The organism is Lentzea sp. CA-135723 (genome assembly GCF_050936595.1).
Lineage (GTDB): Bacteria > Actinomycetota > Actinomycetes > Mycobacteriales > Pseudonocardiaceae > Lentzea.
In genome coordinates, this window is the sequence record NZ_JBNJMK010000001.1 from 795833 (window position 1) to 810576 (window position 14744).

At 71.0% G+C, this 14744-nt stretch carries 8 protein-coding genes; 6 read left to right on the forward strand and 2 right to left on the reverse strand.

Translation table 11 applies throughout. The annotated features are described in order from the left end of the window. Window positions 1–82: 82 nt before the first annotated feature. Entirely contained in the window at window positions 83–862 is a 780-nt protein-coding gene (locus ACQEU1_RS03330) for an HNH endonuclease (RefSeq protein WP_433196068.1), read from the reverse strand. A gap of 175 nt (window positions 863–1037) precedes the next feature. On the opposite strand from ACQEU1_RS03330, the gene ACQEU1_RS03335 reads away from it, so the two are divergent. After that, entirely contained in the window at window positions 1038–1271 is a 234-nt protein-coding gene (locus ACQEU1_RS03335; protein WP_433196070.1) for a hypothetical protein, read from the forward strand. On the opposite strand, the gene ACQEU1_RS03340 is transcribed toward ACQEU1_RS03335, so the two are convergent. Further along, the gene (locus ACQEU1_RS03340; protein ID WP_433196072.1) at window positions 1256–3964 is read right to left on the reverse strand and encodes a GH92 family glycosyl hydrolase; all 2709 of its coding nucleotides are present in this window, start codon (window positions 3962–3964) and stop codon (window positions 1256–1258) included. The two genes, ACQEU1_RS03335 and ACQEU1_RS03340, sit on opposite strands and share 16 nt — an antisense overlap. Before the next feature lie 278 nt (window positions 3965–4242). On the opposite strand from ACQEU1_RS03340, the gene ACQEU1_RS03345 reads away from it, so the two are divergent. From ACQEU1_RS03345 to ACQEU1_RS03365, 5 genes are all read left to right on the forward strand, one after another. Further along, complete coding sequence (locus ACQEU1_RS03345) at window positions 4243–5100, forward strand: HalD/BesD family halogenase (RefSeq protein WP_433196074.1); 858 nt, start codon at window positions 4243–4245, stop codon at window positions 5098–5100. A 9-nt stretch (window positions 5101–5109) separates the two neighbouring features. Continuing rightward, window positions 5110–5913 carry a class I SAM-dependent methyltransferase gene (locus ACQEU1_RS03350; RefSeq protein WP_433196076.1) on the forward strand — a complete coding sequence of 268 codons (804 nt, stop codon included), beginning with the start codon at window positions 5110–5112 and terminating at the stop codon, window positions 5911–5913. Between the two features lies 1 nt (window position 5914). Further along, on the forward strand, window positions 5915–7672 hold the full coding sequence (locus tag ACQEU1_RS03355; protein WP_433196078.1) for a choline/carnitine O-acyltransferase: 1758 nt from the start codon (window positions 5915–5917) through the stop codon (window positions 7670–7672). 323 nt (window positions 7673–7995) lie between these two features. Next, window positions 7996–11751 (forward strand): CHAT domain-containing protein, encoded by a 3756-nt coding sequence (locus ACQEU1_RS03360; protein WP_433196080.1) that lies wholly within the window; start codon window positions 7996–7998, stop codon window positions 11749–11751. Further along, window positions 11748–14744: a hypothetical protein gene (locus ACQEU1_RS03365; protein ID WP_433196082.1), complete on the forward strand. Its 2997-nt coding sequence runs from the start codon at window positions 11748–11750 to the stop codon at window positions 14742–14744. Before ACQEU1_RS03360 ends, ACQEU1_RS03365 begins: the two co-directional genes overlap by 4 nt.

Below are 14744 nucleotides of genomic sequence, written 5' to 3' on the forward strand. Positions count from 1 at the left end.
AGACGTCGCGTGCGTCCGGCTCGTCGTTCCGGTGACCGGTGCGACGAGCGGGCGCCCGGCGTGGGTGCCCGTCTGGCCCTGGTCAGGCGGTCAATGCGGGACTTTTGAAGACCTGGCCGGTGTGCCAGGTGATGTGGGCCGGCGCGGGTGGGGTGGTGCCGGGTCTGGGGTCGAGCGGACGTTCGTGCAGCTGGTAGACGGCCCGGCCGGTGGTGGTGCGGCTGGTGAACTTGGCGGACACGGTGATGCGCAGGTCGTGGCTCAGACCGAGGACGCCGTGGTCGAACAGCTTGTGGTGCAGGGAGCACAGCGCCAGACCGTTGTCAGCGGTGTCCGGGCCGTCGAAGGCGAACCAGCGGATGTGCGCGGCCTCGACTCCGACGGTGGTGGCACCGAGTTGTCCGTCGAAGCCGCAGAACGCGCACTGCCGGAACTCGGACTCGACCAGGCGCCGGGCCGCCGCGGCGGCGAGTTCCGGATCGCGCAGAGCTCGCTCGAGTCTCGGGTCCAGCCGGCCGAGGACCTCCTCGGTGGTGAGCGGTTGCACGCGGTCCATGGGCACGTCTCGGTCCAGGGTCCAGATGCCGTCCGAGCGCAGGCGGGTGAACGGGTACGCGGCGGACTGCGCCGGTTGCGTGGCCGAAGCCGGGCCGAAGTCCCGGATCAGGTCCGCCAGCTTCCCGGAGTCCGCCGCCCAGGACAGCGTGCTCGAGCCGGTGGCCGTCAACCGCCCCAACGCGAGCAACACCAGCAGCGGCTTGTGCGGTGACCGCTTCCCTCCCCGAGTGTGCTGCCGCAAGGAGGACAGGCGGGCCAGCACTTCGCCGGGGGACATCGACTCATCGATCACGACGTGCATCATGACCGACTCGCACGCCGGGACAGCCTGGTTCTCGCCATCGTGAGGTCGTTCCTCGGTTCACACGGCGTCGCGGTCGTAGGCTGCGCTCCGTGTCCCGCTCCATCCGCGTCACCGAAGTCGCGGCCCGGCCCACCGCGGTCGTCGCCGCGACGACGTCCCGAACGTGGAGGTGGGCGTGGAACTCACCGTGCCGTGCCCGCTGACCGGACGGGTCGTCGCGTCCGGGCTGCCCGCCGCGCGCATCGCCACGACGGTCCACATCGGACCGTACGGCGAGCTCGGCGCGGCGCACCGGGACGTGCTGTCCTGGTGCGCCGCCCGAGGCCTCGTGACCACGGGAACCCGTTGGGAGATCTACGGTCCCCACGAGCCCGAGCCGTGGACCGAGATCTGCTACGAGCTGGCGTAGACCTCGAACTCGTAGATCCGCGCGGCCGTGTTGCCGTTGTTCGCCGGCGTGGTCACGTTGAGCTTCACGTACCGCGCCTGCCGTTGCGCGATCGGGTGGTACGACCGGCTCGCCCGCACCGACGACACGGTCACGGCGTTCGTCCAGCTGGTCCCGTCGACGGACGTCTGGATCGTGTACGCACCCGTGTTGAACCCGGTGGTCTCGCCGCCGAGCCCCGCGTGCTTCAGCACGAACGACCCGACGTTCTGCGTCGAGCCCAGGTCGACCTGCAGGAACTTCGTGCCGGACGCCAGCGAGCACCACTTGCCGGACAGGCTGCCGTCGAACGCCTTCGCCGCCTCCTCCGCCGAGTTGCAGGCCGCGGACGCCGTGGCGGGCTTGCCCAGGGCCAGGTTGGCGCCGAGGGCGGGAGCCGCCGGCGGGGGAGTGAAGCCGTCGTTGTACGAGGGCGGCACGTCCGTGGCGGAGGTGCCCCACGAGCTGGGCGACGAGCCCATCGCGTAGTTCAGCGTCGCGTTGCCCGCGATGTCGCCGTAGCGCAGCCACGACCGGGTGGACGCGACCCCGTTGCGGTTGAACGACTGCACGTACTGCGCGCCGGCCCCGGAGGCGTTGACCTGCAGCACCCCGGAAGGCCTGGTGATCGTCACGGACGGGAACAGCGGGCCGTGCAGCGCGAGCACGTCCGAACCCGGGGTGGGCGGGTACATGCCGAGCGCCGCCCAGACGTACCACGCGGAGGTGGCGCCCAGGTCGTCGTTGCCGGGCAGGCCACCGGCCGCCGTCGTGAACGACTCGGTCATCACGCGCCGCACCGCCGCGCTCGTGCCCTGCGGGTAGGCCGCGTAGTGGTACGCCCACGGCACGCCGTGCTCGGGTTCGTTGCCGATGTAGAAGTACGGCAGGCTCAGGCCGCCGTTGAGCTGGGTGAAGTGGTGGTCGAGCCGCTGGATCGCGGTGCGCGGGCCGCCCATCAGGTTGATCAGGCTGCCGAAGTTGTAGGGCACCATCCACGTGTACTGCGACGCGTTGCCCTCGGTGTAGCCGGACGGGTTCGCCGGCGTGACCGGCCAGGCCCACGAGCCGTCGGCGTTGCGCTTCTGCACGTAGCCCGACTCGGGGTTGTAGACGTTCTGCCACCACTGGGCGCGCGTCATGTAGGTGTTGTACTTCGCCGTGTCGCCGACGGCCCGCGCGAACTGGGCGATGGCGAAGTCGGACGCCGAGTACTCCAGCGAGTCCGACGGGTCCTCGGTGACGTAGTGCCGGCTGAGGTAGCCCGCCTGACGGCCGCGCGTCGGCTGGCCCTGGGTGGTGCCGCCGTTGGAGCTCTTGTCCATCAACGCCAGCGCGGCGGCGGTGTCGAAGCCGCGCACGCCGAACGCGTACAGGCTCGACACGACGATCGGGCCGGGGTCGCCGGTCATCACGAAGTGCTCGTTGCTGTTGTGCGACCACTTCGGCAGCAACCCGCCCTGCTGCCCGTCCAGCACCATCGACTTGGCGATGTCACTGGCTTCCGCGGGGGCGAGCAACCCGATCAGCGACGCCCACGAGCGGTAGATGTCCCAGCCCGAGTAGTTCTGGTAGACGGTGTGCGACGCCGTGCGGACGGTCTGGTCGAAGCCGCGGTACTGGCCGTTGACGTCGCTGGCGACGTTCGGGTTCTGGAACACGTGGTACAGCGCCGTGTAGAACTTCTGGAGGTCCGCCGCCGACCCTCCCGACACCTGCGCCTTGTTCAGCACGTCGTTCCACGCGCTGTCGGCCGCGGTCCGGACGCCGGCGAAGTCGAACCCGGAGTTCTCGGCCGCCAGGTTGGCCTGCGCGCCCGCCACGCTGACGAACGAGACGCCGATCTTCAGCTGCACCACGGGGTTCGAGGACGTGTCGAACGTGACGTAGCCGCCGGAGTTCACGCCGCTGGTGCTCGCGGACCCGGCGCTCACCGTGCCGCCCAGCCACGTGCCGAAACCCGTTGGCGCGCGGTCGAACTGGATGGCGTAGAAGAGCTGGTAGGTCTTGGACGAGCCGCAGAAGCCGCCGCCGGTGAACGTGCCGGTGAGCTGGCTGCCGTTGATCGCGATCGACCCCGCGCGGTTGCCGGTCGCGCTGCGGCTGCTGTTGACCAGCACCCGCGCGGTGGTGGTCGCCGGGTAGGTGAGCTTCATGAACCCGGTGCGCTTGGTGGCGGTCAGCTCGACGCCGGTGCCGTAGTTGTCGAGGCGGTTCTTGTAGTAGCCGGGCGCGGCCGACTCGTTCGCCTTCGTGTAGTTGCCGGCGTAGGAGGTCCAGTTCGTGCCGGGAGAGGTGGGGAAGCCCGTCGTGATCGGGAGGATGCCGAGGTCCTCGTTGTTGGCGCAGCCCGCGCCGTTGAAGTGGGTGAGGCTGAACTCCTCGATCTTGGTGTCGCTGTAGCGGTAGCCGGACGGCGAGGCCGTCGGGGTGTCCGGGCTGAACTGCGTCATGCCGAACGGCACGACGGCGCCGGGGTAGGTGCTGCCGCCCGCGCCGCCGGGGACGGGGTTGGGCGAATTGGAGTTGTCGGTGCCGATGAACGGGTTGACGTGCTGGGTCAGCGGGATCGGGGCGGCGACGGCAGGGGTGGCGGTGAAGACGCCCGCGGTGAGCAGGCCGGCGACCATCAGGGGGAGTGAGCGTCTGGCACGTCGGTGCAGGGAGCCGAACATGGACCTTCCTCTCTCGGACACGGGCGAGACAACGTTGTCATCGCCCAGGCGGGCACGGGTTCGTGCCACGCGGAACTCGGGGAATCCCCTAGCAGGTGGGGAAGAACGACAACGCGGTGGTGACCAGTCGTCTCATACCCGGGACGCTACTAGCGGCCGGGCCCGCCGACAGGGCGCCGTTCGGCCGCCGCGGTGGTGATCCGGTACCGCCGAATGCCTGGCACGGACAATCTCACAAGGGTCTTGGCGACCGTGATCGCCACCGTGACACTGACCGGATGGAAGCGGGACTGCTCGAACAGGTCGTGAACACCGCGGACTATCCGCTGGCCGAACCGGACGGCGCGGCGTGGCGGGACGTCGTCGAACGCACCCACCGCGACCTGCACACCGTCGGGTGCAGCGTCCTGCCCGACTTCATCAGGCCCGCGCTGCACGAAGACCTGCGGCGGGAGGGCGCCGAGATCGCCCCGCACGCCTACTACGACGTCGAGACCGTCAACGCCTACAACATCGACGTCGACACCCCGCTGCCGCCGGACCACCCCGGCCGCACGACGATGGAGCGCGGCAACGCGTTCGTCGCCCGCGACGTCGTCCCGCGCGGCGCGATCATCCACCAGCTCTACACCAGCGAGGTGTTCCAGCGGTTCGTCGCCGCGTGCTTCGAGCTGCCGGAGCTGCACGAGCTGGCCGACCCGCTGTCCGGCCTGGTGCTGAACGTGATCCCGCCCGGCCGCGCGCACCCGTGGCACTTCGACACCAACGAGTTCACCGTGAGCATGCTGACCCAGGCACCCGAGGGCGGCGGTGAGTTCCAGTACTGCCCGAACATCCGGTCGGCGGACGAGGAGAACTTCGGCGACGTCCGCGCGGTGCTCGCGGGCGACGACCGGCTCGTCCGGCGCCTGACGTTGCGCGTCGGCGACCTCCAGCTGTTCAAGGGCCGCTACTCGCTGCACCAGGTCAGCACGGTCCAGGGCGACCGGCAGCGGCACACGGCGATCTTCGCCTACAGCCTGCGGCCCGGCGTCGTCGGCACGGTGGCGCGGACGCGGCAGCTGTTCGGCAGGGTGCTGCCCGAGCACGTGGCGGCGGAACAGGCCGGCGTGCGGGTCGACCAGCGACTGGCCTGAGGGAGACACGTGCGATTCGACGCGACCGGCAAAGTCGAGCTCGACCACATCTACACGCAGCCAGACCCGCGTTCCTACTTCTCGTCGTTGCGGGGGCTCGAGTACCAGATCCCGCAGCTGGCCAAGCCGCACTTCACGGCGCTGGTCGAGGAGTACCGGGCCACGACGGGGATCGACACGCCGACGGTGCTCGACGTCGGCAGCTCGTACGGCATCAACGCGGCGCTGCTGCGTTGCGACCTGACGATGGACGACCTGTACGACCGCTACGCGATGGACGCGCGGTCGTCCGCCGAGGTGCTGGAAGCCGACCAGGAACTGGTGCGCGAGCGGGGAAAGGCGATTCCGGCGCGGTTCGTCGGCCTGGACATCTCCTCGCAGGCGCTGACCTACGCGACCGCGGCGGGGTTCCTCGACGACGGCGTGCTCGCCGATCTCGAACGCGACGAGCCCACCCCGGAGCAGGCGCGCACGCTCGCAGGCGTCGACCTGGTGATCTCGACCGGCAGCCTCGGGTACGTCGGCGCGCCCACGTTGTCCCGCGTGGTCGAGGCGAGCGGGGCTGCCTGGATGGCGCACTTCGTGCTGCGGATGTTCCCGTTCGACGAGATCGAGGCGAGTCTCGCTCAGCTCGGCTACGAGACCGTGCGGCACGACGGGGTGTTCCGGCAGCGGCGGTTCATCTCGGCGGAGGAGCAGTCGCGGGTGCTCGACACGCTGTCCGGCGTGGGCGTGGACCCGACCGGCCTGGAGGACGGCGGCTGGTTCTACGCTCAGCTCTACCTGTCCAAACGACCCATCGAGCGCACCTGAGGTGATTGTGAGCGACGGCAAGACGTTCAGCTACGAGGACCAGCTGCCGAGGGTCCCCCTGCCGACGCTGGAGGAGACCTGCGCGCGGTTCCTCGAGTGGTGCGCCCCGCTGCTGACCGACGCCGAACTGGCGACCACCGAGGCCGCCGTCGAGCAGTTCCTCGCACCGGACAGCACGGCCCGCTCGCTGCACGCCGCGCTGGAGGAGTTCGACGGCACCGAGGGCGTCCGCAGCTGGCTCGACCTCTTCTGGCCGACCCGCTACCTCGGCCGCCGCGACCGGATCGCGTTGAACGCCAACTTCTTCTTCCTCTTCCGCGACGTGGACGAAACCCAGGAGCAGCGGGCTGCGGCGCTGATCTCCGCCGCCGTCGCCTACAAGGTGAAGCTCGACGCCGAGGCGATCCCGCCGGTCGTGCTGCGCGGCGAACCGCAGTCCATGGTGCAGAACAAGTTCCTGTTCTCCGCCACCCGCATCCCGCACGAGCAGCAGGACACCGCCCGCACGACGTTCCCGTCGGACGCACGGCACGTAGTGGTCTTCTTCCGCGGCAACGCCTTCAAGATGGACGTGTTCGGCCCGGACGGCGTACCGCACGACCTCGGCGACCTGACCGGCGGCCTGCAGGCGATCATGAAGGCGGACCGGGCGGAGCACTCGGCCGGCCCGCTGACCACCAAGGCCCGGGCAGCGTGGGCGCACAGCCGCGAGGCGCTGCTGGTGGACAACGCCCGGGCCCTGGAGACGATCGAGACCGCGTTGTTCTGCGTGGCGCTAGAGGACTTCGCCCCCGCCGACACCCTGGCCGCGTGCGACCAACTGCTGCACGGCGACAGCACGAACCGCTGGTTCGACAAGGCCGTCACGTTCATCGTCTTCGCGGACGGCCGCGCGGGCATCAACGTCGAACACTGCGAACTGGACGGCACCACCATCCTCGCGTTCACCGACGCGATGCTGAGCGTGCCGACCGACGAACACCTCCGAGCGTCCGGCGCCGCGTCGCAGGGCGTGCCGAGCGTCGAACCAGTGGAGTTCGTGTTGAGCGACGAACTGCGCGAGGACACGGAGGCGGCCGCGGCGTCGTTCGCCCAGTACGGCGCGGACACGGCGACCGTCACCCTGTCGTTCGAGGACTTCGGCAAGCAGCGCGCGAAAGAGCTCAAGATCTCGCCAGACGCCTTCGTGCAAATGGCGTACCAGCTGGCACACCAGCGGTCAAAGGGCCTGCAGGGCGCCACTTACGAGTCGATCGGCACCCGCCAGTTCCAAAACGGCCGCACCGAGGCCATGCGCGTGGTAACCCCAGAAGCAGTCAAGTTCGTGTCCACAGTGGAGGACCCGTCGTCCTCGCGCTCAGACCGCCGCACGGCGTTCCGAGCAGCGGCGGACGCACACGTCCGCCGCGCAAAGGAGTGCCAAGTAGGCTCGGCCCCCGAGCAGCACCTGTGGGAACTCCAGCTGATCCACAAGCGGCGAGGCGGCACAGAACCGCTGCCGCTGTACGACACGCCAGGCTGGACGATCATGCGAGACGACTACCTGAGCACCAGCTCGGCGCCGTCGGAGCACATCCAGTACTTCGGCTTCGGCTCGACCAGCGCCAAGTGCATCGGCGTCGCGTACGTGCTGCTGCCGGACCGCTTCAACCTGTACCTGAGCACGCCCCGCCCGGTGGCCGACGAGATGCACAAGTTCGCGGCCTACCTGGGTGAAGCCATCACCGAACTGCAGGACCTGCTCGCGACCGAGGACTGACCTCCCTGGGCGAGCAGCCCGTTCGGTAGTGGTTCGCCGGCCGTGCCGAGGCGTTCGCGGTAGTCCATCGCGAACGCCTCGGCGAGCACGGCGGCAGTCATATCCGGCACGCGGTTGGCCGGCGCGCAACCGAGCCGAGCCGCAGGTCGTCCTGCGCCTGGCTACCAAGAATTCCTCGTCACGCTGACCGCGCGGCGTCAGTACGACCAGGTCCTGGCCCGGCACTCGCCACAGACGTCTGCACTCCTGTCGTTCGGCACGTAACGAAGTGCGTTTCGGTGTCGACAGCCGAGTAGATCGGTGCGCGAGAGGAGTGGCTCCTCATGACTGAGGTCGCTTGGCCGGAGATCGCCCTCGTCGTGGCCGGGTTCGGGGTCGTCTTCCTCCGGCTGCGTGATCTCGCCGCCCAGTTCGCGGGGAGGCGCAGCGCCAACTCGCCTCGGTTCATGGTCGGCGCCATGATCGGCAGCCTCGTGCTGTGGACGCTGCTCGCCTGGGTGTTGTGGTGGCCGCTCGGCTGGGTGGCGGGGTGGGGGTGGGGCGGCCAGGTTCTTCTCGTGGTCGTCGGGGTGGTGCTGGGCGCGGTCGGCATGCCGGAAATCGGGGCGGGCGCGGCGATCACATACTCGTTGTGGCAGCACGACGAGACGTTGTTGTTGTGGTGGGCCACGCCGATCATCGGTGCCGCTCTGCTCAGGGTGCTGTTCCGCACGGTGCCGTGGCCGGAAGGGCCGCGGTCGGTCGAGGGTGCGCTGGACCGGTTGATCAGTTACGGCGGGGTCGTGCGGCCGCCGGAGGTCCTCGACGTGGTGTGGCGGGTGCTGCACGTGGCGGCGGGGCTGGTGCCGGCGTTGCTCGCGGTGCTGCTGCCGTTCCCCGGCGCGAGCACCGGGGAGTGGTGGCTGCGGGTGGCCGCCGGCCTGGCGATCGCCGTGCAGGTGTGGTGGTTCGACCGCCTGCAGGGGAGTCTGACGCGGTACCTCGGGCGTGGCTCGCGAATCGGTTCGGTGCTGACCCTCGGAGTGACGCTGGGAGTCGCCGCCACGCCGGTGGGCGGCTTGGTCGTGGCCGGGTGGCGGGCGCTGCCGGGGGCCGACGGCCTGGTGGGAGGTGCGCTGCTCGTCGTGGTGAACGTCGTTGTGTGGCGGCTGATGGCGCGGGCGACGCGGGTGCAGGACACCGGTGACATGGCGCCGCGCAAGGTGCCCGCGCTGGCAGGCCTGCTGCGGGACCTGGTGCTGCGCCGGGGTTTGCTGGTGTTCGCGGCCGTCGGCCTGTTCCACCCTGCCGCAGACGTGTTCGCCGGCGTGGTGCTGCTCGTGGGGCTGGAACTGGTGCTGTGCCTGGCGGGATCCACCAGCGCCGAGATGCGCGTGTTGCTGATGACCGACGCGGCCCAGCTGATTGGTTACGACGACGATGGCCGCCGGCAGGTGCTCGGCTGGTGGCTGTACGACTCGTTCCTCGCGCGGCCTCGCCGTCCGGACTACAGGTTGGTCGTCAACCTGACCTGGCTCGCGTTCCGGTCGAGTCACGGGCGCAGGACACCGCTCGGGGCGCTCTTCTCGTCGTCGGCGGAGGCGCGCACCGGAACCGGTGCGCTGCGCTGGATCGAGATCGCCGAGGAGGCGGTCGACCTGGTCGAGTCGGAGGTCGTTCCCCGGTTTCCCCCACGGCACAGCGCGCACCTGCGCAGGGAACAGCACCGAGCCCGGTGGGACTGCCAGGTGGCGCGCGCGACCCTCTACCAGTACCTGAACTGGCGCGATCACGCGCTGACCGCGTGGCGGGCGGCGGCGGCCCACGCGGAGGCGGCAGGTGCGCCGAACATCGCGGGTGCGGCACGCGGTTCAGCCGCGATGCTGCTGGCGACTCGTCTGGCCCGGCCGCACGACGCACTGCAGGAGATCGAGTCCTCCTTGAAGGACAAGAGGATTGCGTCACCAGTACGCCGGGTGCTGCTGATGGCCGCCGCTGTCTCGCAGGTGGCGATGGACGAGCAGGACGCCGCCCGGACGCTTCTGGCGCAGGCGCGGGCGTTGCCGATGAAGCGATCGGACTGGCGGGCGGCCACCGCGGAGGAACGCGGTTCCACCATTCCTGGACTTGGTGGCGCGCGTGGCCGGTTCTCCCGCGAGCTGGAGTACATGGACATGATGATCACGGCCGCCCTCGACGGCGGCGAGGTCACCGGCGAGCCGTCCGACCTGCAGCCGCCCGCGATGATCCTGGTCAGCCGCGCGCTGGCGGTGGAACGGAAGGGCGACCTGGCGCGGGCCCGGGAGCTGCTGGAGGCGTCGGTGCGCCTCGCGGCCAGGGACGGCCACCTGACCTGGGTGCACAACGCCGAGATCCAGCTGGCGGGCCTGGCGGACGGACTTGAGGAGTCCTACCGCCACCTCCGCGCGGCCATCGACGCGGTCGAGGAGATGAGGGGCCGGGTGCTCGACGCCGACCTCCGCATCGGCGCCGGTGCCGTCGCGGCCCACAACGTCTACGAGCTCGCCCTGATGACCCTCGTCGCGGGCGGCCGGTCGGACGAGGAGGGCTGGCCGGACCGCCCGAACGCGGAGGCGTTCGACCTGGCCGAGCGGGCCCGGTCGCGGGTGTTCCTGGAGCTGCTCGGCGAGTCGGCCGCGCAGGCGGTGCCGCCGGAGCTGGCCTCTCTCGCACGGGCGGAGGACGAGGCGGCGCAGGACTTCAGGACCGCGGTGCACGCGCAGGCCGGGGCGTCGGAGGTCGAACGACCCGCGGTGCTGGAAGCGGTGCGGACGGCACGGGCACGACTCGACGAGGTGTGGGGCGAGCTCGCGGCGTCCGGCCCGGCGGGTGAGCGGTACGCGCGGCTGCGTCGTGGCGTACCCGCCTCGGTCGACGAGATCCGTGAGCACCTGCGCGACGACGTCGTGCTCGCCGAGTACTTCGTGTCCGAGGACTACACGGTTCTCTTCGTGGTGCGGGCCGACTGCGACGAGCCCGAGGTCGTGGTGATCGACATGTCCCGTGCGGACATCCGTACGGCCGCGGCGGCGGTGCGCACGGATCCACGACGGGCCGGCACGGAGGCGTTCCACCCGCTGGTGGCGCCGCTGCTGACCCGATGCGCGGAGGGGCAACGGTTGTGCCTGGTGCCGCACGACGCGTTGCATCTCGTACCACTGCACGCGGTGGTGGTCGACGGACGCCCGCTGGCCGAACGCAACCCGGTCTCGTACGTGCCCGCCGCCGGTCTGCTGCGCTACACCGCCGGCACCGGACCGGCCGTGCCCGGCACGGTGCTGATGGCCGACTCCCGCGCCGACGGCCCGCTGGTCCACGCCCGCGTGCAGGTCAGCGAGATCGCCCGGCTCGCAGCGCCGCCCGTGCGGGTGCTGACGGGGGAGGAGGTCACCCTCGACGCCGTCCGGTCGGTCGCCGCCGGGACGTGGCACGTCGCCTGCCACGGGGAGTTCGACCAGGGCGACCCCCGACGCTCCGGGATCCTGCTCGCGGAGGGGCGGTGCACCGTCGCCGACCTGATGGCACTGCGGCTCGACTGCGACCTGGTCACCTTCAGCGCCTGCGAGACCGGAGTCGCCGAACGTGCGCCGGGAGACGAGCTGATCGGACTCACCCGCGCACTGATCCACGCCGGCGCCCGTGCGGTCCTCGTCAGCCTGTGGCCCGTCGACGAGATCTCGACGAGCATCCTCATGCACGAGTTCTACCGGGGGCTGGCGGACGGCGCGGACAAGGCCACGGCACTGGGTGAGGCGCAACGCGTGCTGCGCACGATGACCGCCTCCGCCGCGATCGCCTACTGCCACAACGCGAAGCGGCACGTCGAGGACACCTCCGTGCTCGACCGCGACATCGCCGACCTCAGGTTCCAGGCATTCGACTTCGCGGCGGCCGCGGCCGGGTACGCCGAGCTGGCGGCCCGTGCCGAACCGGGCACGGCGGGACATCGCGACCTCACCGCGGCGGTCTCGCGTGCTCGACGGGCTCAGCGTGCCGGCGCCACCACCAACTACGACGTGCACCCGTACGAGCAGCCCTACCACTGGGCCGCGTTCGTCCTGGTCGGGGACGGGAAGTGAGCGTTCTGGTGGTGGCCGTGGCGCTCGGCTGCGCCGCCTGGCGGTGGTGGATCACCATGCTCGTCCATCGCGACCGGTTGTCCGTGCTGTTCGTCTTCGGCATGGTGGTGCCCGCCCTGGCGTGGTGGACCGCGGTCGCTCTGCTGATGCGATGGCCGCTCGACTGGGTGGTCGGGTGGGGCGGGTGGTGGCTGCTGGCGCCGATCGCCGTGCTGGTGGGCTCGTTCGAGCGGTGGACCCTGGTCGGCACGGGCGCCGCGGTCGCGTACGGGCTCTTCGTGACCGACGAACCCGTCCTGCTGGCGTGGGTGGCGCCGATGGTGGCCGCCACGGCGGTGCGGCTCCTCCGCGACAGGACGTGGCGGTCACTGCTCCGGGCCGGCCGCGGCGACTCGATGCGAGACCTCAACCGCGCGCTCGGCCACCACGCGGGTCTCCGTCCACTCAGGATCGGCGACCACGCCTGGCGGGTGGTCCACCTCGCGGTCGGGCTCGTCCCCGCGGTGCTCGCGGTGGTGCTGCCGTTTCCGGGTGCCGCGGCCGGGCAGTGGTGGCTGCGGGTCGCGACCGGTCTCCTGATCGCGGTCACCGTGTGGCGGTTCGACTTCATGCTGTGGGGCATCACGCGGGACATGCGGCGTGGCGCGCGGATCGGCCTCGTGGTGACGCAGCTGGTCGCGATCGGGGTCGCGGTGACGCCTCTCGGTGCCGCTCTGGTCTGGTCGTGGCGGCTGCTGCCGGGACCGGCGGGCCTGGTGGGCGGGCTCGTCCTCATCGGACTGGACGTGGTGACCTGGGGCGCGATCACCCGGACTCGGCGCCTGCGCGACACCGGCGCCCAGGCGTCGCGCCTGCTCCAGTTCGCGGGCGCGACCATCCGCGAAGGGCTGCTGCGGCGGGGTTTGCTCGTGTACGCCGCGGTGTGCCTGTTCCACCCGGCACCCGACCTGCTGGTCGGCGTGGCGATGTTCGTCGGCGCCGAGCTCGTGCTCGGTCTGACCGTGATCCTGCGCAGAGACCTGGCGACCATGTCGGCGTGGGACGCCGGGCAGATGATCAGGTACTGGGGCGGGGAGCGGCACGAGCTCCTCCTGCGCTGGCTGCACGACTCGATCACGGAACGACCCGAGTCGCCGAACTACCGGGTGGTGGCGTCCCTGGCCGTTCAGGCGGTCAGGTCGGTCCAGGGCAGGACGATCACCGGCCCGCCGCTGTTCGCCGGCTCGGACGCTCTCACCGGCACGCGTGCGTTGCAGTGGCTCGACATCGCCGACGAAGCACTCGAGCTCGTCAAGTCGAGACTGCCCGGCCTCCTCGCACGGCAACCGATGCGCCGCGAACACCTCCGCGCGAAGTGGATGTGCCAGGTCGCCCGCGCGTCCGTGTACACCAACCTGAACTGGCGCGACGACGCCCTCGCGGCGCACCGTGCGGCGGCCGCGCACGCCCAGGAGGCGGACGCGCCGAACGCCGCGGCGGTCTCGCGGATCGAGGCGGCCTCCCTGCTCCGGGCACTGCTGGCGCGTCCCCGCGACGCGTTGCGGGAGCTGGCGGACCCGTTGTCCGACACCACGCTCGCCGCGCCGGTCCGTCGATCGGGTCTGCTCGTGGCCGCCCTCGCCCACGCGGACCTGGGCGACCGGGACACGGCGCGGAGCGTGGTGGCGCAGGCGCGAGCCGTCGTGGTGAACCGGCGTGCCTGGCGGTTGTTCTTCGCCGAGGAGAAGGGATCCTCGGTCTCCTTCGCCACGACCGGGAAGCAGGCCGTCCTCGCCGACCTGAGGCAGTTCGAGGCGATGGCGGCGGCCGTGCTGGAAGGCGGCGACTTCGAGGTGGCGCTGACGGACACGGGGTCGGCGGCGATGGTGCTCCACAACCGGGCGATGGCCGCGCAGCTGCGCGGCGACATCCCCCGTGCCCGGCGGCTGGCGCTCGCCGCCGTCGAGGTCGCCACCAGGGACGGCCTGCTGACCTGGGCGTACAACTGCAATCTGCAGCTCGCCGTGCTCAGCGACGAGATGCCGGAGAGCTACCGCCACGCGCGTGCCGCCGTCGACGTCCTGGAGGAGATGCGCGGCCGGGTCATCGACCCCGACCTGCGCGTCGGCGCCGCCCCGAGCGTCAACTACAACGCCTACGAGATCGCGGCGATGAGCCTGCTCACGGGTGGGCCGCTGGAGGGTGTGCCCGACTGGCCGGACCGGCCGTACGCCGAGGCGTTCGAACTGGTGGAGCGGGCCCGGTCGAGGGTGTTCCTCGAACTGCTGGGTTCGGCCGCCGCGGCCTCGGAGGTCGCCGTGCGGGAGACCGAGGCCGCCGCGGAGTTCCAGCTCGCTCTGCGCGCGCAGGCCGGGGCGTCCGAGAGCGAGCGGCCGGCTGCCCTGGAGCGCGTGCGGCAGGCGCGCAACCGGGTGGACGAGGTGTGGCGCGAACTGGCCGAGTCAGGACCGGACGGCGAGCGGTACGCCCGGCTGCGCAGGGGAACCCCGGCGTCGGTCGAAGAGGTGCGGTCACACCTGGGTGACGGCGTCGTGCTCGTCGAGTTCTTCGTCACCGAAGCCTGGACCGTCGTGTTCGTTCTGCGCGCCGAGCAGGACGAGCCGTGGATCGGCGCGGTCGAGATGGGCAGGGACGCCGTCCGTGCCGCTGTGGCGGTCGACCGGATCAACCCGCAGGCGTTGCGTCCCTTGCTGGATCCGGTGCTGGAAGCGTGTGCGGAAGGGGAGCGGCTGTGCGTGGTGCCCCACGACGCGCTGCATCTCGTGCCGTTGCACGCCATCGAGGTCGACGGCCGCCCGTTCGCTGACCGCAACCCGGCGTCGTACCTGCCCGCCGCGGGCCTGCTGCGGTACACCAACGACAGCGGTCCCGGCACCGCCGGCGCCGTGGTGATGGCGGACTCCCGCGCGGACCGTCCACTCGCCCACGCCAGGGTGCAGGCCGGCGGAGATCGCCGCACTGCTGGAGCCGCCGGTCGAGCTGCTGCTCGGTGA

Coding starts and splice junctions, on each gene's coding strand:
- ACQEU1_RS03330 (WP_433196068.1), bottom strand. CDS start 862: ATGATGCACGTCGTGATCGATGAGTCGATGTCCCCCGGCGAAGTGCTG.
- ACQEU1_RS03340 (WP_433196072.1), bottom strand. CDS start 3,964: ATGTTCGGCTCCCTGCACCGACGTGCCAGACGCTCACTCCCCCTGATG.
- ACQEU1_RS03345 (WP_433196074.1), top strand. CDS start 4,243: ATGGAAGCGGGACTGCTCGAACAGGTCGTGAACACCGCGGACTATCCG.
- ACQEU1_RS03360 (WP_433196080.1), top strand. CDS start 7,996: ATGACTGAGGTCGCTTGGCCGGAGATCGCCCTCGTCGTGGCCGGGTTC.